General features: G+C 59.7%; 15 protein-coding genes and 2 pseudogenes. 10 read left to right on the forward strand and 7 right to left on the reverse strand.

The genetic code is table 11. From position 1 onward, the window contains the following. Nucleotides 1-36: 36 nt before the first annotated feature. Nucleotides 37-1,341: a leucine-rich repeat-containing protein kinase family protein gene (locus tag PSH88_RS19270; RefSeq protein WP_305422116.1), complete on the forward strand. Its 1,305-nt coding sequence runs from the start codon at nt 37-39 to the stop codon at nt 1,339-1,341. Between the two features lie 73 nt (nt 1,342-1,414). Here PSH88_RS19270 and PSH88_RS19275 read toward each other — a convergent pair whose 3' ends face one another. After that, nucleotides 1,415-2,119: a YebC/PmpR family DNA-binding transcriptional regulator gene (locus PSH88_RS19275; protein WP_095053122.1), complete on the reverse strand. Its 705-nt coding sequence runs from the start codon at nt 2,117-2,119 to the stop codon at nt 1,415-1,417. 230 nt (nt 2,120-2,349) lie between these two features. Here PSH88_RS19275 and PSH88_RS19280 point away from each other — a divergent pair, with 230 nt between their 5' ends. Further along, entirely contained in the window at nt 2,350-3,774 is a 1,425-nt protein-coding gene (locus tag PSH88_RS19280) for a type VI secretion system Vgr family protein (RefSeq protein WP_305422118.1), read from the forward strand. A 3-nt stretch (nt 3,775-3,777) separates the two neighbouring features. Here PSH88_RS19280 and PSH88_RS19285 read toward each other — a convergent pair whose 3' ends face one another. After that, the gene (locus tag PSH88_RS19285) at nt 3,778-5,169 is read right to left on the reverse strand and encodes an FAD-dependent oxidoreductase (protein ID WP_305422119.1); all 1,392 of its coding nucleotides are present in this window, start codon (nt 5,167-5,169) and stop codon (nt 3,778-3,780) included. Between the two features lie 10 nt (nt 5,170-5,179). Further along, nucleotides 5,180-6,505, reverse strand: coding sequence for an MFS transporter (locus PSH88_RS19290; protein ID WP_305422120.1), 1,326 nt, complete (start codon nt 6,503-6,505; stop codon nt 5,180-5,182). Nucleotides 6,506-6,773: 268 nt separating this feature from the next. On the opposite strand from PSH88_RS19290, the gene PSH88_RS19295 reads away from it, so the two are divergent. After that, nucleotides 6,774-7,646, forward strand: a complete 873-nt coding sequence (locus PSH88_RS19295; RefSeq protein ID WP_305422122.1) for a LysR family transcriptional regulator — start codon at nt 6,774-6,776, stop codon at nt 7,644-7,646. Nucleotides 7,647-7,906: 260 nt separating this feature from the next. Here PSH88_RS19295 and PSH88_RS19300 read toward each other — a convergent pair whose 3' ends face one another. After that, nucleotides 7,907-8,767 (reverse strand): LysR substrate-binding domain-containing protein, encoded by an 861-nt coding sequence (locus PSH88_RS19300; RefSeq protein ID WP_305422123.1) that lies wholly within the window; start codon nt 8,765-8,767, stop codon nt 7,907-7,909. A 113-nt stretch (nt 8,768-8,880) separates the two neighbouring features. Here PSH88_RS19300 and PSH88_RS19305 point away from each other — a divergent pair, with 113 nt between their 5' ends. From PSH88_RS19305 to PSH88_RS19315, 3 genes are all read left to right on the forward strand, one after another. Beyond that, nucleotides 8,881-9,990, forward strand: a complete 1,110-nt coding sequence (locus PSH88_RS19305; RefSeq protein WP_305422124.1) for a 2-aminoethylphosphonate--pyruvate transaminase — start codon at nt 8,881-8,883, stop codon at nt 9,988-9,990. 152 nt (nt 9,991-10,142) lie between these two features. Next, the gene (gene phnX, locus PSH88_RS19310; protein ID WP_305422125.1) at nt 10,143-10,970 is read left to right on the forward strand and encodes a phosphonoacetaldehyde hydrolase; all 828 of its coding nucleotides are present in this window, start codon (nt 10,143-10,145) and stop codon (nt 10,968-10,970) included. A gap of 189 nt (nt 10,971-11,159) precedes the next feature. Continuing rightward, entirely contained in the window at nt 11,160-11,708 is a 549-nt protein-coding gene (locus tag PSH88_RS19315) for a cytochrome b (RefSeq protein ID WP_305422126.1), read from the forward strand. Nucleotides 11,709-11,892: 184 nt separating this feature from the next. Here the strand turns inward: PSH88_RS19315 and PSH88_RS19320 are convergent, their stop codons facing one another. The 3 genes from PSH88_RS19320 to PSH88_RS19335 form a co-directional block, all read right to left on the reverse strand. Further along, nucleotides 11,893-12,819, reverse strand: a complete 927-nt coding sequence (locus tag PSH88_RS19320) for a 1-aminocyclopropane-1-carboxylate deaminase/D-cysteine desulfhydrase (protein ID WP_305422127.1) — start codon at nt 12,817-12,819, stop codon at nt 11,893-11,895. Between the two features lie 190 nt (nt 12,820-13,009). After that, a complete protein-coding gene (locus PSH88_RS19325) occupies nt 13,010-15,049 on the reverse strand; it encodes an NADPH-dependent 2,4-dienoyl-CoA reductase (protein ID WP_305422129.1) in 2,040 nt (679 codons plus the stop codon). 871 nt (nt 15,050-15,920) lie between these two features. Beyond that, complete coding sequence (locus PSH88_RS19335; protein WP_305422130.1) at nt 15,921-16,514, reverse strand: hypothetical protein; 594 nt, start codon at nt 16,512-16,514, stop codon at nt 15,921-15,923. On the opposite strand from PSH88_RS19335, the pseudogene PSH88_RS19340 reads away from it, so the two are divergent. From PSH88_RS19340 to PSH88_RS19355, 4 genes and pseudogenes are all read left to right on the forward strand, one after another. After that, nucleotides 16,461-17,487, forward strand: a pseudogene (locus tag PSH88_RS19340) (IS30 family transposase). The gene PSH88_RS19335 and the pseudogene PSH88_RS19340 sit on opposite strands and share 54 nt — an antisense overlap. Before the next feature lie 61 nt (nt 17,488-17,548). After that, nucleotides 17,549-18,639 (forward strand): annotated as a pseudogene (locus PSH88_RS19345) (IS630 family transposase). Nucleotides 18,640-18,691: 52 nt separating this feature from the next. After that, nucleotides 18,692-19,000 (forward strand): hypothetical protein, encoded by a 309-nt coding sequence (locus PSH88_RS19350; protein ID WP_305422131.1) that lies wholly within the window; start codon nt 18,692-18,694, stop codon nt 18,998-19,000. Between the two features lie 3 nt (nt 19,001-19,003). Then, nucleotides 19,004-19,450 (forward strand): hypothetical protein, encoded by a 447-nt coding sequence (locus PSH88_RS19355; RefSeq protein WP_305422133.1) that lies wholly within the window; start codon nt 19,004-19,006, stop codon nt 19,448-19,450. The last annotated feature ends 93 nt before the right edge of the window (nt 19,451-19,543 follow it).

Below are 19,543 nucleotides of genomic sequence, written 5' to 3' on the forward strand. Positions count from 1 at the left end.
CCCACGCCCTCATCCTGATCAATAGCGAACCTGCCCATGGATACCCTCGCAAAACTGCGCGCCGGCCAACTGTCGGGCATCACCCGCCTGGACCTGGCCTGTGGCCTGACCGAGTTCCCCCGGGAAATCTTCCACCTGGCGGACTCGCTGGAAGTGCTCAACCTCAGCGGCAACGCCTTGCGCAGCCTGCCGGACGACCTGCACCGCCTGACCCGTTTACGCGTGCTGTTCTGCTCGGACAATCAGTTCACCGAACTGCCCGCTTGCCTCGGCCAGTGCGCGGCGCTGACGATGATCGGCTTCAAGGCCAACGCCATCGAAAACGTGCCGGGCGCCGCCCTGCCACCGCTGTTGCGCTGGCTGATCCTGACCGACAACCGCCTCACGGAACTGCCGACCGAACTGGGTGAACGCCCACATCTGCAAAAGCTCATGCTCGCAGGCAACCAGTTACAGCGTTTACCCGAAAGCGTGAGGCACTGCCATCGACTCGAACTGATTCGCATCGCCGCCAATCAGCTCACCGAACTTCCCGAGTGGCTGCTGACCCTGCCGAGCCTGACCTGGCTGGCGTACGCCGGTAACCCGCTGGAAACCGAAGCCGATGCCGCCGCCCTCGAAGCCACGGCGAGCATTCCCTGGTCCCAACTGAGCCTTGAGAAAAAACTCGGCGAAGGCGCGTCGGGGATTATTCATCAGGGGTTGTGGGAGCAGACGAAACAGGTCGCGGTGAAACTCTACAAAGGTGAAATGACCAGCGACGGCTCGCCGTTGCACGAAATGAACGCCTGCATCACCGCCGGCATCCACCCCAACCTGATCCGGGTTGAAGGGCGGATCGTCGGCCATCCGCAGGCGCAGGCCGGGTTGGTGATGCAACTGATCGACCCGAGTTACCGCAACCTGGCCGGCCTGCCGAGCCTGACGTCCTGCAGCCGCGACGTCTACTCCGACGACATTCGATTCAGCGCCGGCGTGGCACTGCGCATCGCCAGTGGCATTGCTTCGGTGGCTGAACATTTGCACCACCAAGGCATCACTCACGGCGACCTCTATGGTCACAACATCATGTGGAACGAACACGGTGATTGCCTGTTGGGCGACTTTGGCGCGGCGTCTTTCCATGCCACTTCGGACAGCCTTGAAAGCCGTGCGCTGCAACGGATCGAGGTGCGGGCGTTCGGGGTGCTGCTGGGGGAATTGCTGGAGCGGATCGACTCTGGGCTGAGCGATGAAGAGCGTGAGTCGTTAGCGGCATTGCAGCAGCGCTGCTGTCAGCCGGATGTGTTGGCACGACCGGGGTTCAGCGAGGTTGTGCAGGAGTTGGCTGCGTTCAACTAGCGGCCAATACAAAAACTGTGGCGAGGGGGCTTGCTCCCTCACCACATGTCAGATCACAAACTGTCGGAACCGCTTAACCCGCCAACCCGACAAACATGTCCTGCACGTCATCGTGGTTATCGAGGCCTTCGAGGAACGCTTCGACTTCCGCCATCTGCTCATCGCTCAAACCGCTGACCGGGTTCTTCGGCTGGTAACCCAACTTGGCCGACAACACGGTGAAACCCTGCTCCGGCAGCGCTTTCTGTACCGCATCCAGGTCCGCAGGTTCGGTCAGGAACAGTGTCGCGCCGTCTTCACCCGGCTCGAAATCCTGGGCACCGGCTTCGATCGCGGCCATTTCCGGATCGGCGTCAGGGCTGTCCGGAGACGCCTCGATCATGCCGACGTGGTTGAAGTCCCAGGCCACCGAACCGGAAGCGCCCAACTGGCCCTTACGGAACGCGACGCGGATTTCAGCGACGGTGCGGTTGATGTTGTCAGTCACGCATTCAACGATCAGCGGCACCTGATGCGGTGCGAACCCTTCATACGTCACGCGATGGTATTGCACGGTTTCGCCGAGCTGGCCGGAGCCTTTCTTGATCGCGCGTTCCAGGGTTTCGCGGGGCATCGAGGCTTTTTTAGCCTGTTCGACCACCAGACGCAGGTGTGCGTTGGTGGCGGTATCGGCACCGTTGCGGGCAGCGATGGTGATTTCTTTCACCAGTTTGCCGAAGATCTTGCCCTTGGCGTTGGCTGCCGCTTCTTTGTGTTTAACCTTCCACTGTGCGCCCATTACTCACTCTCTTGATCTGTGGCGCCGAGACATCTATTGGCCGACGCATTGCGCAAGTTTATACGGCCTAAAGATGCCAATCGACCAAAAATTCAAGATCTTCACCCCGTGACGAATCGACATTTTCACCAGTGTTTGTAGGGCGATTCTGAAAAGTCGATTTGCGGTGACGCTTCAGGGCTGTGGTTTCGTACCCTCTGCGCCCATCCTCCCTGGCAGAAGCGCGTTCGATGCACAACGACAACGAAAGCCCCTTCACCCTGACACTCCTCGACGGCGGTTTGAGTTTTCAGGTGTTGCAGTTCAGTGGCCGTGAAGGTCTCAACCAGCCCTATCGATTCGACATCGACGTGATCGGCCTCGCGCCGGCGATGAACCTCGACCAATGGCTGCAACAACCGGCGTTCCTGAGGCTGGCGGATGACCAGGGCATTCACGGCGTGATCCACAGCGTCAGTCGCGAACATCGCGGCGCGCACCGGGTCGGCTACTCCCTGGTGCTGGCGCCCCATCTTCAACAACTTCACCTGCACAGCTCGCGTCGAGTGTTTCATCGTCTCAGCGTGCCCGCGATCGTGCGCCAGTTGCTGGAGGAGCACCAATTGCCCGAGCACAGCTACCGCTTCGAACTGGCAAACGGGTGCTACCCGCCCCGACCTTTTTGCATTCAGTACGATGAAAGCGATCTGGCCTTCATGCAGCGGCTGTGTGAAGAAGAAGGTATCCACTACCACTTCGAACATCAGCACGACGGGCATGTGCTGGTGCTGGCCGATGACAGCCTGAGTTTCCCTCAGGAACCGCTGCTGATGCCGTTCCAGGACGAGGCATTCAACGACTCCGCCTTGCCGGTGATCAGCGAACTGTTCCAGCGCCACGACCCGCACCTCGTCCCGGCACGATGGGAGGCCAGAAACCGCGGCGCGCAGGTGATCGGTGATGGAGCGGCCAACCATCCGCTCACCAGAACGGGCCCGATGACAGCACGCCCCGCCCCCGAACAGCTTCATCACGACCAGCTCAGCCATCGACAGCTGGAACGCCTGCGGTGTCAGCAACGGCAGATCCACGGCCAAAGCAACCACAGCGAGCTGCGCAGTGGATGGATCCTTCAAGTGGCGCAGCACCCGCTCTCGAGTTTTAACGATCAGTGGCTGCTCACCGATATCCGGCATCAAGGACAGCAGGCGTCGATTCTCGCCGAGGACACGTCCGATATTACTCGGCGCTACAGCAATCAGTTCACCGCCATCCCTTGGTCAACAGTCTTCAGGCCGGCGCTCAAGCAGGCCCGGCCGAGCATCCCGGGCTATCAGACCGCCCGTGTACTCGGCGCCGTCGGGCAACCGGCGGCGCTCGATGACCAGGGCCGGATACACGTCAGGCTATGGCCGACACCGGGGTTCGAGGCGGATAAATCCGACGGTCTCTGGCTACCGGTTGCCCTCGCTATGCCGGACGGTCGGATCAATCCGTCCAGATTGCCCATGGCCGGCACCGACGTGCTGGTCAGTTTCCTCGACAGCGACCCGGACCGGCCGGTGCTGTGTGCCGGCATGGGCCATCCCCAGCCTTTCCGGCCCGCTCCGGAGCCACGTCGCGATGGCCGTCTGCTGCTCGATTGGCTGGTCAACCGCTCGGATCTAGCACCCTGAGCCTCATCCCTTGTCGGCCTTGCCCGCCGCCGCGGCAAACCTGGCCAGACGCACGTCGAGGTGCCGTGGCCGATGCCCGTGATCCTCGGCGCGCTCCTTGCGGCGGATGGCGTTGCGCACCATCAATGAGCCGAGGTAACGAATCGGTTCTGGCGGAAAAAAGCCCAACGGGCCGTTCACCAACGGCGAACGGGTCCAGGCGTTGTCCAGCCCCAGCACCATCGAGGCGAGAATCTGCCCGCCCATATGGCAAGGCCCGACCCCGCTGCCGGAGTAACCGAAACCGTAGAACACATTGCTGCTGGCGCTCATCTGGCCGAAGAACGGTAAACCGGTGACGGAGCGATCCGACGGCCCGTTCCAGGTGGCCTCGACCTTGACCTTGGCGAACGCCGGGAAGAATTCGCTCAGGCTGTGCTGCAACAGGCCGGCATAGGGCGACGGCTGATCGAACACCGGCAGCATTCGCCCACCGTAGGCGAAAGTATTGCCACCCTTGCCGAGCATGATTCGACCGTCCGGAGTGTTGTGGTAGTAGTGCACGAAAATCCGCGAATCGAGCACCGTCACGCCGCTGGTCAACCCGATCTCGTTGAGCAAATCCGGCCGCGGTTCGGTGATCAGCATGTCGCTGGAAACAATCGCCACGCTGCGCTCGAACTGTGGAAACGCCCGGGCCATCCAGGCATTCATCGCCAGCACCACCCGGTCGGCGCAGACCGTGCCATTGGGGGTTTTAATCCTCGCAGGCTTGCCCTCCTCCAGCCCGGTCATCGCAGTGTTTTCATGAATCCTCACCCCCAACTGCAAGGCGACCCGACGCAAGCCGCGCACCAGTTTGCCCGGCTGAACACTCGCGGCAGCCGGGGAAAACCAGCCCTCCAGGTGTTTGCTGGAACCGGCCATGCGCTGTACATCCGCCAGTGGCCGCTGGGTGAAAGAGTTGATGCCGTTGCGCTCCAGCGCCGCAATCACCGCGTCGGTCGAACCGCATTGGGCACGGTTGGTAGCGGTGTAGAGCGTGCCATCGAGGCGGTAATCGGCGTCCACCGCGTACTCTTCGCAAAAGGCACCGATAGCGTGGATGCTACGCTCGGACTCCTTGACCAGTCGCACCGCCTCCTCGACGCCGAACAACCGTTCCAGGGTGAAATACTTGGCCGACCACGACAGCGCACAACCACCGTTGCGCCCACTGGCACCGGCACCGCAGATGTCCGCTTCGATCAGCAACACCTCCAGTTCGGGGTTCTGCTGCTTGAGCATGATCGCGGTCCACAACCCGGTGTAGCCGCCACCGACAATGCACACGTCGGCACGGGCATCACCGGCCAAAGGTTCGCACGGCGCGCAGGACTCGGCCGCCAGCGCCTGTTCCAGCCAGTAAGGTCTCATGGGGTAATCCTTATGTACGCAGGGGTTTTACGGTCATCGGTTGGTTAGGCACAAATGCACGTTCGGGACGCAGACCAGCCGGGCGACTGTTCCAGTGGGGGATCAGCACCAGCGCTGAAAACAACGCGCAACCGGCAAAGACGATGAACACCGTGACCGAGTCGAAGTAACCCGGCAGCAACCCGCCGAGAATCGCCCCGACCGAGCCGCAACCATTGACGAAGCCCGCCGCCGTGGCACCGGCCTTGGCGGTGCCGAAATCGATGGCCGCCGCGCCGCTGATCATCGAGTCCGGCCCGTACAGGGTCAGGCCCATGACGAACAGCAGCGCCACCACCAGCAAGACGCTGCCGGTATGCAGGGCGCCCATGAACAGCGCCAGGGAAACCGTGAGCGCCAACAGACTGAGCACACAGGCCGGCATGCGTCGGGCACCGAACAGCTTGTCCGAAGCGAGCCCCAGCAGGATCGGCCCGAGCAGCCCGGCCAGCTCGAAAGCGGTGGGAATGATCGCCGCGCCGACCTTGCCCACCGTGGGCATTTGCTCGAAGACGATCACCGGTCCCCACAACAGAATCGCGTAGCGCGCCGGTTTCAACAGAAAGTACGCCAGGCCCAGCACCAGCACGGTTCGGTTGCGCAGGATTTCCTTTAAGGGCTCCAGCACACTGATCTTGCTTTGAGCATGCGCCTCTTCAGCGGTCAGCTCGGGTTCCGGCTCCACCGCTGGCAAGCCAACGTCTTCGGGTTTGTTACGTTGAAAAATAAAAAACAGCACGGCGACCAGCCCAACCACCGCTGCACTGGAAATGAACGCTGCATGCCAGGTGCCGATCAGCGTATACGCCCACCAACCCGCAAACGGTGAGGCCACCAGCCCGCCAAAGGCGTAGCAGGAACTCCATAAACCCAACACCCGCCCACGCTGCTCGGCGGGAAAGAAACTGCCAATGTTCTTGCACAGCCCCGACCATCCGGTGGACTGCGCCAGCCCTTGAATCAGCATGCACGTGGCGAAAATCGGCAACGTGGCAAAGCTGCCCATCACCAGCGCGGCCATCGCGGAAATCAGCAAGCCGCCGAGCACCACAACCCGTGGGCCGAAGCGGTCGGCCAGGATGCCCCAGGTGAATTGCCCGATGGCGTACGCGGCCAGGTAGATGGCGTCGAGGTTGGCCATGGCCATTTTGTCGAGGGTGAAATCGGGGTCTTCGGCAATCCCCAGTTTGGCCACGGAAAAAGCTTTGCGGGTGAAGTAGAACGCGGCATACGCGAGCCAGGTGATGGCAAATATCTGCACGCGCCAACGCTTGATGGTACCGATGGGACTGTTCATTGTGGTTCTGACCTCAGGGTGTGAGTGTGCCGGCAGAATTGGAAAAAAACGCCTGTGTTTTTATTGTTGAGCACTGCGGTATCGCCTGTTCCCTGAGGCGATACCGGTCAGATGAGTCCTGCTGATTGCACGCATGGGCTCATGGCCACCGATGCTGTTCGACTGACCAGTCACCGGGGTTGAAGCGGATAAAAACAATTACTGATTAATAAGTGAAATCGATTTATCGTATTTCAAATATAAGTTCAGATTGTTACGGGAGAGTTCGATGTCGGTATCCCACACCCAACTCAAAGCCTTCCACGCGGTAGCCGTCCATGGAAGCTTTACCAAAGCTGCCGAGCGGCTGTTTCTGACGCAACCGGCGATTTCCGACCAAGTGCGCAAACTCGAAGAGCGTTTCGGCGTGTTGCTGTTCCACCGCAACAAGCGCTCAGTGCGCCTGACCGATTTGGGCGAGCGCCTGCTGAGCATCACCCAGCGGCTGTTCGTCATCGAAGCCGAGGCGCAGGAGTTGCTTCACGCGTCTCAGGCGTTGCAAACCGGCAGCCTGATTCTGGCGGTGGATGCGCCGGTGCATGTACTGCCGCAGATTGCGCGGTTCTGCGAGCGCTACCCCGGCATCAGCGTGAAGATTGAAACCGGCAACACCGATGAATCGCTGTTTCGGCTGTTCAACTACCAGGCCGATCTGGCCCTGCTGGGGCGCGATGTCAGCGACGAACGTTTGCTGTCGCTACCGCTGCGTAATGACCCGATGGTGGCGTTCGTTTCACGCCATCATCCGTGGGCCGATCGCGAGTCCATCTGCTTGGCGGACCTGGACGACACACCGTTGGTGCTGCGGGAAATCGGCTCGGTGACGCGGCAAACCCTGGAAGAGGAAATGGCCCGGGCCGGGTTTCGCATCCGCCCAGCGATTGAAGTCGAAGGCCGGGAAGCGGCACGCGAGGCGGTGGTGGTCGGGATTGGCTTGGGGGTGGTGTCGGCCGCTGAATTTGGCGCGGATTCGCGGGTGTGCGCGTTGCCGATTACCGATTGCACACGGCGGCTGACGGAGACGCTGGTGTGCTTGCGTGAGCAAAGTTCGCGGCGGGTGGTGGCGACGTTTCTGGAGATGGTTCGCGAGAGTCTGGTGTAGGCAGGTCCGGCCTCTTCGCGAGCAAGCCACGCTCCCACAGGTCTTGCGTCGTACACTAGATATGTGGCCAGCATAAATCCCTGTGGGAGCGTGGCTTGCCCGCGAAGGCCGCGCCTCGGTCTATCTGCCAGGCGCAAACGCCTGTATCAACCGCAAATCCGTTCGCCGCTCCCACAGGTTTTGCGTCGTACACTAGATATGTGGCCAGCATAAATCCCTGTGGGAGCGTGGCTTGCCCGCGATGGCCGCGCCTCGGTCTATCAGACAGGCGCCAACCCAAAAAACGCCTGTATCAAGCGCAAATCCCGCCGCCGCTCCATGCACCCGATCATGTGCCGATTGACCAACCCCTCGCCAATAATCGGCACCGCCGCCACCCGCGGGTCGTGGCTGACTTCCACTGACGACACCACGCCCACGCCCAACTCTGCGGCCACCGCCTCGGTCACGGCCTCGCGGCTGTCCAGTTCCAGCAACACCCGTGGGCTGACCCTGGCCTGAGCGCACGCCTCGTCGAACGTGCGTCGGGTAATCGAACTCGGCTCACGCAAGACCATGATCACCTGGTCCAGCTCCTTGAGCTGCACCCCTTTGGACTTCTGCGCCCACGGATGAGCCGAGGGCACCAACGCGCAAATCCTCGACTCGCTCAACGCTTGCAGGTGCAGCCCCTTGCGCGGCTCGACCTCGGTGAGCACAGCCACGTCGGCATGTTCCGACAGCAACGCCGCGAGGGTTTCCTGAGCATTGCCCAACCGCAGGTTCACGGTGATCCCCGGATAACGCGCGCGCAGGCTGGCGAGCATCGGCATGACCATGTGCGGCCCATCCGCCGCCACTTCCAGGCGCCCGGTGAGTAGCTGCCGGTTTGCCTCCAGCATCACCTGCGCTTCTTCGGCCAAGCCAAACATCGCCCGGGTGATCGCCGCCAGTTTGGTGCCCTCTTCCGTCAGCTCGACGCGCCGCGCGGTGCGTCGCAACAAGGTGATCTGGTAATGCTCCTCCAGCGCCTTGATGTGCCCGGTGACCGCCGGTTGGCTGATAAACAGGCGCTCGGCGGCGCGGGTGAAGCTGCCCTCGCGGGCCACGGCATCGAAGGCGCGTAGCTGGAACAGATTCATGAATAACCCTCACTGATGGCTGGCATAACAACAAACAATTTGATTGATAGCTCACCGAATTGCAATTTATGCCCCGTAGCTTCATCCCACTGAGCTTTTGCGAGGACACAAGAATGAGTACTGCCGAGCCCATCCTGCTCACCCCCGGCCCATTGACCACATCGAGCCGCACCCGTCAGGCAATGATGGTCGACTGGGGCTCATGGGATGACCGCTTCAACCAACTGACCGCCAACCTTTGCGAACAGCTGCTGACAATCATCAACGGCGGCGATAGCCATCACTGCGTGCCGTTGCAAGGCAGCGGCACGTTCGCGGTCGAAGCAGCCATCGGAACACTGGTGCCTCGCGACGGTAAAGTGCTGGTATTGATCAACGGCGCCTACGGCAAGCGCCTGGCGAAAATTTGCGAAGTGCTCGGCCGCTCGTTCAGCACCTTCGAAACCGCCGAAGACGAACCAACCACCGCCGCCGACGTCGACCGCCTGCTGCGGGCCGATGCCAGCATCACCCACGTCGCGCTGATTCACTGCGAAACCAGCACCGGCATCCTCAACCCGCTGGCGGAAATCGCCCACGTCATCGAGCAACACGGCAAACGCCTGATCATCGATGCCATGAGTTCGTTTGGCGCCGTGCCGATCGACGCCCAGGATGTGTCGTTCGATGCGCTGATCGCCGCCTCGGGCAAATGCCTGGAAGGTGTGCCGGGAATGGGTTTCGTCTTTGCGCGCAAAGAAGCGCTGGCAAACGCTGCCGGTAACTCGCATTCACTGGCAATGGACTTGTTTGACCAGCACACCTATATGGCCAAGACCGGCCAATGGCGCTTCACCCCGCCGACCCACGTGGTCGCGGCGCTGCACGAAGCGCTGCTGCAATACAACGAAGAAGGTGGCTTGCCCGCACGGTATCAGCGCTACGCCAATAACTGCCAGGTGCTGCTCGATGACATGGCCAAACTGGGCCTGCGCAGCTTCCTGCCTGCCGCGATCCAGGCGCCGATCATCGTCACCTTCCATGCACCAAAAGACCCGCGCTATCAGTTCAAGGAATTCTACGAGCGGGTCAAGGCCAAGGGTTTCATTCTCTACCCCGGCAAACTGACCCAGGTCGAAACCTTCCGCGTCGGCTGCATCGGCCACGTCAACCAGGGCGAAATGCACGCAGCCGTGGCGGCGGTCGCCGAGGTGCTGCGCGAGATGGAAGTCCTGGAAATCTGATTCCCCCAGATCCCTGTGGGAGCGGGCTTGCCCGCGATAGCGGTCTGACATTCACCATTGAAGTCGACTGACAGGGCCTCATCGCGGGCAAGCCCGCTCCCACAGGTACATCGAACTCCCGTATATCTCCTTCTCATAGGAATTTATTTGCCATGAACTACAGCAACCCAACCAAACTGCAAGCCGCCATCCTCGACTGGGCCGGCACCGTGGTCGACTTCGGCTCTTTCGCCCCGACGCAGATTTTCGTCGAAGCCTTCGCCGAGTTCGACGTCCAGGTTTCCATCGAAGAAGCCCGCGGGCCGATGGGCATGGGCAAGTGGGACCACATTCGTACCCTGTGCGATCAGCCGCAAGTCGCCGAGCGCTATCGCAACGTGTTCGGTCGCACCCCGACCGACGATGACGTCACCGCCATCTACAAACGTTTCATGCCGCTGCAGATCGAAAAAATCGCTGAACATTCGGCCCTGATTCCGGGCGCCCTGGACACCATCGCCAACCTGCGCCAGCAAGGGATCAAGATTGGCTCATGCTCCGGCTACCCGAAACAGGTCATGGACAAAGTGGTAGAACTGGCCGCCACCAATGGCTACGTCGCCGACCACGTGGTCGCCACCGACGAAGTGCCCAACGGTCGCCCATGGCCGGCTCAGGCACTGGCCAACGTGATTGCCCTGGGCATCGACGATGTCGCGGCTTGCGTGAAGATCGACGACACGGTGCCGGGCATTCTTGAAGGTCGCCGCGCCGGCATGTGGACCGTGGCGTTGATCTGTTCTGGCAACGCGTTGGGTCTGGACTACGAAGGCTATCGCGCCCTGGGCAGCGATAAACTGGCCAGCGAACGCAAGCGCATTCACGCGATGTTCGAAGGCTCCCGGCCGCACTACATGATCGATACCATCACCGACTTGCCCGAGGTGATCGCCGACATCAACAAGCGCCTGGCCAACGGCGAGATGCCGCAAAACGACTGATTGCACCTCCCGTTTCGCAAAAAAGCGCCACGTCCTTTAACGGAACTGGCGCTTTTTTGTGGCCGATCACTTGATCCAGAGCATTGAACAGCCCCTTCGCCTCAGGCAAACCCACCAAACAGGATTACAGTTAACCCACGCCGTCGAACAAGAACGGTGACTTCAGACCTGACCTGAGAGGAACACCGTATGCCCTGGAAGAATTCCGAATCACGCTACAGCACCGTATCGATCGCGCTGCACTGGTTGATGCTGGTGCTGTTAATACTGGTTTACGCCTGCATCGAATTACGCGGGATATTCCCCAAAGGCAGCGGCGGCCGGACGCTGATCAAGGAAGCCCACTTCATGCTCGGCCTCACGGTGTTCGTGCTGGTCTGGCTGCGGCTGTTCGCCCGCAGCCTGGGGCCGGCGCCGCAGATCTTCCCCGCCTCGCCTCGCTGGCAAACCCTGCTCGCCAAACTGATGCATTGGGCGCTGTATATTTTCATGATCACCCTGCCGATTCTGGGCTGGTTGATTACCAGCGCCGAGGGGCATCAGGTGATGTTCTATGGCATCGACCTGCCGTTGCTGATCGAAGAAAACAAACCACTGGCCAAGCAGCTTGAAGGCTGGCATGTACTCGGCGGGACGATCGGCTATTGGCTGATCGGACTGCACGCCGTGGCCGGGCTTTACCATCACTATGTGGTGCGTGATAACACCTTGCTGCGGATGGTGCCCAAGCGCGTTTGAACTCGGCTAGCGAACCACTGATCACCTGTGGTGTGGGGGGTAGGTTAAGACACAGTACCTGTGGGAGCGTGGCTTGCCCGCGAAGAATGCACCGCGGTTTTTCAGTTATTACGCGTCATCGTTCTTCGCGGGCAAGCCACGCTCCCACAGGATTTTCGCCGCTCAACTTTCCGCAATGCACCCTTCAGGTCTGTGGACTGAAACCCCGGCGGCCCTGCAAGCCGCCGGTGTGGATGAAGATCAAGCGCGTTCCCCGGGCAAATTTACCCGCCTCGATTTGCTGTTTGAGCGCCAGCAGCGCTTTGCCGGTGTACAACGGTTCGAGGGGAATGCCGCTGGCCTGCTCAGTCTGCTCAATGAACTCGAGTAAAAGCGGATCGACTTTGGCAAAGCCGCCACGGCTGGCGTCGAACAGTTCATAAACCGGGTCCTGCAGACCTGTCTCGCGAAGAATCGATTCGACCTGCTGCGCCACGCCATGATCATCGGGCACCGCCAGCGCGCCATATACCGGATGCTCACCGGCCTCGGCCAGAACCAGACCGGCCAGGGTGGTGCCCGTTCCGCAGGCCAGCCACCAGCCGTCGTAGTTGCCCCAGCCCAGACCGCTCAATTGCTCGCAGACCAGAGCCACCAATTGCCCGCAGCCCTTCGCCCCAAGCAAGCCGCCACCACCTTCCGGCACTGGATGTAGCTCGGGGTATTGCTCCCACCATGGCTGCCAGAAACCCGGTTCGTGCCGCGCTCGATAACCGCCATAACCCAACCAATGCAACTGCATGCCGAACGCCTGCAAGTCCTTCACCGTGGGGGTGTCTTGCGGATGCCCGCGCAACAGGCCGACCGTGGTGAAACCGAAGCGTTTGCCCGCAGCGGCCAGCGCGTGAAGATGGTTGGAATGAGCACCGCCCAGGCTGATGATGCCTTTGGCGCCGCTCTGGTCTGCGGCTTTCAGGTATTCGATGAGCTTGAACCACTTGTTGCCGCTGATCAGCGGGTCGATCTGGTCCAGGCGCAGGATGGCGACTTCGATGCCGGCAGTGGTGAGCCAGTCGAGATGAAGGGGGTCGAGAGGGGCTTGGGGTAGCCAGTCTGTTGGTGGGGAAAGCATTGATGCCAGGCTCGGGGTAAAGAGCCGGTATCTTAGCAGCCTACTTGTGGCGAGGGAGCTTGCTCCCGCTCGGCTGCGCAGCAGCCGTAAAATCAGCGACGGTGATTAACCTGACACAACACCATCGCTGAAAGGGGGAGTCCTTCGGCCTCCAGCGGGAGCAAGCTCCCTCGCCACAGAGTTATGCGTATTACAACTCAGCCGCCAACCGCGAACCCTGGTTGATTGCGCGCTTGGCATCCAGCTCTGCCGCCACGTCCGCGCCGCCGATCAAATGCACGTTCTGCCCGGCCGCGACCAGCCCGTCCTGCAACTCGCGCAACGGATCCTGCCCGGCGCAAATCACAATGTTGTCCACCGGCAATACCTGCGGTTCGCCGCTTTCGCCAATGCGGATGTGCAGGCCCTCGTCGTCGATCTTCAGGTACTCGATGCTGTTGAGCATCTGCACTTGCTTGTTCTTCAGACCGGTGCGGTGAATCCAGCCAGTGGTTTTGCCCAAGCCATCGCCGACCTTGGATTTCTTGCGCTGCAGCAAGAACACTTCACGGGCCGGCGCATGCGGCTCAGCCTTGATCCCCGCAACACCGCCGCGCGCTTCGAGGTGCGTATCGATGCCCCACTCCTTCCAGAACGCTTCGCGGTCCTGACTGGTGGCCACGCCCTCGTGAACGAGGAATTCCGACACGTCGAAACCGATACCGCCGGCGCCGATCACCGCGACGCGCTTGCCCACCGGTTTACGCTCGAGGATCACGTCCAGGTAGCTCAGCACCTTGGCATGCTCAACGCCCGGAATCGCCGGCACCCGTGGCGCGATGCCGGTGGCCAGGATGATTTCGTCGTAACCGCCCTCAACCAGCTGCGCCACATCCACACGGGTGTTCAGGCACAGCTCGACGTGGGTCGTCTGCAACTTGCGGTTGAAGTAGCGCAGGGTTTCGAAGAACTCTTCCTTGCCCGGCACGCGCTTGGCGATGTTGAACTGACCGCCGATTTCGCTGGCCGAATCGAACAGGGTCACCTGATGGCCACGTTCAGCGGCCACAGTAGCGGCGGACAGACCGGCAGGACCGGCACCGACCACGGCGATTTTCTTGATCTGCTGCACCGGCAGGTAATTGAGTTCGGTTTCATGGCAGGCCCGCGGGTTCACCAGGCAACTGGTCAACTTGCCGCCAAAGGTGTGATCCAGGCAGGCCTGGTTGCAACCGATGCAGGTGTTGATTTCATCGCCACGACCGGCCGCCGCCTTGTTGACGAAATCCGGATCGGCGAGGAACGGCCGTGCCATGGACACCATGTCGGCATCGCCTTCGGCCAGAATCTGCTCGGCGACTTCCGGGGTGTTGATGCGGTTAGTGGTGATCAGCGGAATATTCACCGAGCCACGCAGCTTGGCCGTGACCTTGCTGAACGCCGCACGCGGCACTTTGGTGGCGATGGTCGGAATCCGCGCTTCGTGCCAGCCGATGCCGGTGTTGATGATCGTCGCACCGGCCTGCTCGATGGCCTTGGCCAATTGCACGATCTCTTCCCAGCTGCTGCCGCCTTCCACCAGGTCGAGCATCGACAGGCGGAAGATAATGATGAAGTTCGGGCCGACCGCTTCGCGCACCCGGCGGACAATTTCTACCGGCAGGCGCATGCGGTTTTCGTAAGCGCCGCCCCAGCGGTCAGTGCGATGGTTGGTGTGGGCCGCGAGGAATTGGTTAATGAAATAACCTTCGGAGCCCATGATCTCGACGCCGTCGTACTCGGCTTTTTGCGCCAGTGTCGAGCAGGTGACGAAATCGCTGATTTGTTTCTCGATGCCTTCCTCGTCCAGCTCTTTAGGCTTGAACGGGTTGATCGGCGCCTGGATCGCGCTCGGGGCCACCTGTTTCGGGCTGTAGGCATAACGCCCGGCATGGAGAATCTGCATGCAGATCTTGCCGCCCGCCTCGTGCACCGCTCGGGTGACGATCAGGTGCTTGAGCGCCTCTTCCTCGGTGGTCAGCTTGGCCGCGCCGGAGTAAACCCCGCCCTCATCGTTCGGGCCGATACCGCCGGTGACCATCAGGCCTACACCGCCACGGGCACGCTCGGCGAAATACGCAGCCATGCGCTCGAAACCGCCGGGCTTTTCCTCGAGGCCCGTGTGCATCGAGCCCATCAGGGTGCGGTTGCGCAACGTGGTAAAACCCAGGTCCAGCGGGGCCAACAGGTGCGGGTAATGAGCGGCGGCCATCGGTAACTCCACAACAAGCGATCACGGAAAAAATGCAGGAGCTCTTCGGCCCCGTCAGTCATGTTCGACAGACTAAGAGTCGCACTGCTGTCACTCAATGACCGTAACTGACAACTTATTGATCCAAATGTGCAGCGCCCCTTGGCAAGCCCGGGCATGGGCCCTACCCTAGTCGCGAACCGGCATGAGTTTTCACTACGATTGGAATTTTTTTCATTAAGAATGGAATCAGCCAACCATAGCCAACCGTGTCGCGGAAACGTTAAACGCCAGCATGGGCGGATATTTCATGTCGTGATGTCGGGCCATTGCTAGAGGTATTTTCGCGGTGAAGCGCTTAACAGCCGCACTCCGAAGCACACCTCCTGCTTGGCGATACTCTTGGCTCCCCAGCTAGTATCGCTCAAACCTCGAGCGACCTCGGCGAGGCTGCCGACTCCGGCGCTGCGAACAACGCATTCGATACTCCTGAAGGTTTCCATAGGCGCCACTATAAACTTGTGGTTTAGACGGCCTATTGCATTTACTACCTACCTTCCCTTCAGTGGTCATTAGAAAATAAAATGAAGTCATTAGTTTTTAAAACGGGTAAGCATGCCCTTCCCATTCGCAACAGGCAGCCATCGGCCCAGAGTGTGTAAAAACGCTGCGCCAAAATTGAAGTGTGCGCGTCTACGTTAAATCTGAAGTTTATCGGCACGTCAGCAGATGTGGATTTCGCGTAGAAGCGCGATTTTCAGTCCGGTTTTGAGTACCTGTCGCGCTCAAAAACGTTTTTACACAGCCTCGGCCAAAAGCTGCCATTTTTGAGCACGCCAAATGATTGATCTGATATCTATAAAGACGTCACTCAATGATTTGGGTTAGTACATTAAGAGATCGAGATCTCCGGATTAAAATAGCGCCCAACAACTAACTCGCCATCCTGAAACTCTGGATTAATTTCAGAGGTGGCGTAGATCACCTGAAATGGGACGCCAATTTTCTCACACTCGGACACTATTAAGGCTTGGAGGTTATGGCTTCGCTCTTTTTCCATTCCTCCATCATCAATTCCATCCAACATCATAAAGCGCGGAACTCGCATATAAGGCAGTTCTGTGCTTGTTTTGAGCAGGGCCAAATGAAACACATGGCGCAGTACGACCGCAGAGCTTTCCGAAAAGTTTCTCGAGCCATTAACAAGAACGGTGTTATCAATAAAGCTAAAATCAACCGCACTAGCATTTATAAACCCAGGCTGCAAATGAAGATCTTTCTTAAGCAGCGCTACCATATTTTCGGAAAGTTTCGCTGACACTTCCCTTTTCCGTTTCTCTTGCTTTCTTTCCAAACCGCCGATGATGTCATTGAGACGGCGGCGGAAAAATCTGAGTGCAACACCTGACCTTTCCGGTACGGTGCAGCCCCTATGTCTTATTCCGAACTCAGCGTTGAAGAGCGCGCCACCATTAAAATCGGTCATGCCCAAGGCTTCAGCCTGCGTAGGATTGCCTGCTTGATCACCCGATCCCCTTCGACCATCAGCCGGGAGCTGCGCCGCAATCGAGATGCCTGCGGCGGCTACTCGGCCCGTGTGGCCCAGCGGCAGATGCAGGCCCGCCGCCAGGTTTGTCGACCGATGCGAAAGCTGTTGCCGGGTAGCGAGCGCTTCAAGTTGGTGGCTCATATGCTGCGTGAGCGTTTGTCTCCCGAGCAGATTGCCGGCAAGCTGCGCAGCATGAACATTCCCAGCCTCAGAGATGCCTACGTCTGTCGCGAGACGATCTATAACGCGATCTATGCCTTGCCGGTCGGCGAGCTGCGTAAGGAGCTGATCCTGTCTGCGCCAAAGCAAGACAACACGCAAGCCGCGCTCTGGTGGCGTGGATCGGCGCGGCCAGATTCCCGAGATGGTCAGCATCCATGTGCGTCCGCCGGAGATTGACGACCGTCTGATGCCGGGGCATTGGGAAGGCGACCTGATCAAGGGTAAGGCCAACGCCTCGTCCGTAGGCACGTTGGTGGAGCGCACCAGTGGCTACCTGATGCTGGTGAAGATGAATGATGCGACGGCAACCTCGGCGATGGAGGGCTTCAGTGCAGCGCTCAATGGCATGCCACTGGCAATGCGCAAGAGCATGACCTACGACCAGGGCCGGGAGATGGCGCGACACGCCGAGATCACCCAGAAAACCGGCATCGCGATTTACTTCTGCGACCCGCACAGCCCCTGGCAGCGCGACAGTAACGAAAACATCAATGGCCTGATCCGCCAGTACCTGCCCAAGGGCACGGACTTGTCGGGACACAGCCAGGAAGAACTGGATGCCATTGCCTTGCAACTGAATATGCGCCCCCGTAAACGCTTCGATTTCAAATGTCCGATCGAAATGATGAGTGAGGTGATGCAAAAGGCCATGGCTATGCGGCACGATGCGCCCACTTCAATCCAATAACCGTGTTGCACTCAGCTCCTGCAACCGCCTAAGCGCCCAATATCATGGCTTGGTTATGCGCATGGCCCGACCGACTTCCCCCTTCGCTTTAACGCCTTCTGATCGCGCTATCCTGCAAGGCTGGCTGCGTATGAGTACGCTGGAACAGAGCCTCGCCCTGCGTGCACGTATCCTGCTTCTACTGGCGGATGGATTGACGCCCAAGGTCATCAGCGAACAGTTGCAGATCACGCCGCCGACAGTGTTCAAGTGGCGAAAACGCTATCTGGAGGCGGGCGTCGAGGGCTTGAGCGACCTGCCACGTAGTGGTCAGCCGCTCAAAATCGGGGCTGAAAAAGTCAGCGAGATCCTCACACTGACTACCCGACGAGTACCCAAGGAGGCGACTCACTGGAGTGTTCGCCTGATGGCCAAGTATGCGCGGGTCACCACCTGGCAGGTGCGTCAGGTCTGGGCTGCTTCCGACCTCAAACCCCATCGTCTGAAGACCTTTAAAATCAGCAACGATCCCCATTTCGCCGATAAGGTGGTCGACGTGGTCGGGCTTTATCTGAATCCACCAGACAACGCCCTGTTGCTGTCTGTGGACGAGAAACCTCAGATTCAGGCCTTGGATCGCACCCAGCTAATGTTGCCTCTGCGCCCCGGACAGATCGAACGTCGGACGCATGATTACAAGCGCCACGGAACAGCCAGTCTGTACGCGGCATTCGACATCATGACCGGCCAAGTCATCGGGCGGATCACGCAACGCCATCGCGCCAAGGAATTCCTGGCCTTTCTGCACCAGATTGATCGCAGCACACCACCGGCACTGGATCTGTATGTCATCCTGGATAACAGTTCGACCCACAAAACGGCCGCAATCAAGCAGTGGCTGGAAAAACGTCCGCGTTTCAAATTGCACTTCACACCGACCAGTGCGTCCTGGTTGAACGCTGTAGAAGGCTGGTTTGCACAACTGGAAAGGCGAGCGCTGTACCGAGGTGCCTTCACCAGCGTTGCCGACTTGAAGACAGCTATCCGCCAGTTCATCGAGGCTCACATGAGTTCTCAGCCAAGCCGTTCAAGTGGAATAAAACAGCTGAAGCCATTATCAGTTCGGTACACAAGGCGAAACTGAGCGTGATAAAAAATAAATTAATGAATTAGTCGCTCAGGCCACTAGGATGGCTTTATCGATGAATCCATCGCTTACATCAAGATGTCCCTGGAGCCTGAAATCCAGCGCATTGTGTTCCTCGACGGCCCGTCGGTGCTGGGCGATCCCTCGCAATGGCCAAGCCAGAATGCCTGTATCCGCAGCGCTCAGCACAGCATCCAGAAGTTGATCGATGAAGGCACGATCCGCGCGGTCAACACCGAAGCAACGGCACGCTTGATCATGGGCGCCCTGCTCGGCGCTTCCTTGTGGATTGCCAATGCCGAGGATACGCAAGCGGCCTCTGAACAGGTGGCCGAGGGATTTCTGGCATTGGCTTCTGGATTGCTGCTGGGCAATAAAACGGCGTAATTCTTGCCGCTTGCAGAGGGTCAAGCTTCAGGGGCGACGCATCATGCACAGTCAAACTCAACACTTCGACGAAATCATCGAGCACGCCGCCTCCTTGCGACATGGTCTCAGCACTACGACAAGCTGACGCCCGGTGTTTTCCATGGCTATCTGCAGGGTGTGCAACTGAACGGCGTGCGATTGTTACGGGAAGCCATGAGCAGTGGCGTGGCTCAGCACACTCACACGCCTGCCCATTGCGTAAACCTGCTGCTGCCGGTGAGCCTGCCCCGTCAGTCCAACACCGCACCGAATCGAAGCATTCTCGCCGACGGCCTGTATTTCCTGCCTTATGACGACGATTTTTCTTTATCACGCCGCCGGATACCGATAGCTCGCGCCTTACCAGTACACCGCTCGCCTGGATTTAGCTGCGGTCTGGTTGATCATTTCATGTTAAACATGGGGTGATGTGAGCATTCTGGTGTTCATAACCATTCTAAGGAAGCCCGTCAGCCCTGTTGCTGCCCAGCAAAAGCCCTGTCGATCAGCCCTGTTGCTTTA

Source organism: Pseudomonas wuhanensis (assembly GCF_030687395.1).
GTDB classification, from domain to species: domain Bacteria; phylum Pseudomonadota; class Gammaproteobacteria; order Pseudomonadales; family Pseudomonadaceae; genus Aquipseudomonas; species Aquipseudomonas wuhanensis.

Coding starts and splice junctions, on each gene's coding strand:
- PSH88_RS19315 (WP_305422126.1), top strand. CDS start 11,160: ATGCCCTGGAAGAATTCCGAATCACGCTACAGCACCGTATCGATCGCG.
- PSH88_RS19290 (WP_305422120.1), bottom strand. CDS start 6,505: ATGAACAGTCCCATCGGTACCATCAAGCGTTGGCGCGTGCAGATATTT.
- PSH88_RS19320 (WP_305422127.1), bottom strand. CDS start 12,819: ATGCTTTCCCCACCAACAGACTGGCTACCCCAAGCCCCTCTCGACCCC.
- PSH88_RS19270 (WP_305422116.1), top strand. CDS start 37: ATGGATACCCTCGCAAAACTGCGCGCCGGCCAACTGTCGGGCATCACC.
- PSH88_RS19285 (WP_305422119.1), bottom strand. CDS start 5,169: ATGAGACCTTACTGGCTGGAACAGGCGCTGGCGGCCGAGTCCTGCGCG.
- PSH88_RS19295 (WP_305422122.1), top strand. CDS start 6,774: ATGTCGGTATCCCACACCCAACTCAAAGCCTTCCACGCGGTAGCCGTC.
- PSH88_RS19280 (WP_305422118.1), top strand. CDS start 2,350: ATGCACAACGACAACGAAAGCCCCTTCACCCTGACACTCCTCGACGGC.
- phnX (WP_305422125.1), top strand. CDS start 10,143: ATGAACTACAGCAACCCAACCAAACTGCAAGCCGCCATCCTCGACTGG.
- PSH88_RS19305 (WP_305422124.1), top strand. CDS start 8,881: ATGAGTACTGCCGAGCCCATCCTGCTCACCCCCGGCCCATTGACCACA.
- PSH88_RS19350 (WP_305422131.1), top strand. CDS start 18,692: ATGTCCCTGGAGCCTGAAATCCAGCGCATTGTGTTCCTCGACGGCCCG.
- PSH88_RS19325 (WP_305422129.1), bottom strand. CDS start 15,049: ATGGCCGCCGCTCATTACCCGCACCTGTTGGCCCCGCTGGACCTGGGT.
- PSH88_RS19275 (WP_095053122.1), bottom strand. CDS start 2,119: ATGGGCGCACAGTGGAAGGTTAAACACAAAGAAGCGGCAGCCAACGCC.
- PSH88_RS19300 (WP_305422123.1), bottom strand. CDS start 8,767: ATGAATCTGTTCCAGCTACGCGCCTTCGATGCCGTGGCCCGCGAGGGC.
- PSH88_RS19335 (WP_305422130.1), bottom strand. CDS start 16,514: ATGACCGATTTTAATGGTGGCGCGCTCTTCAACGCTGAGTTCGGAATA.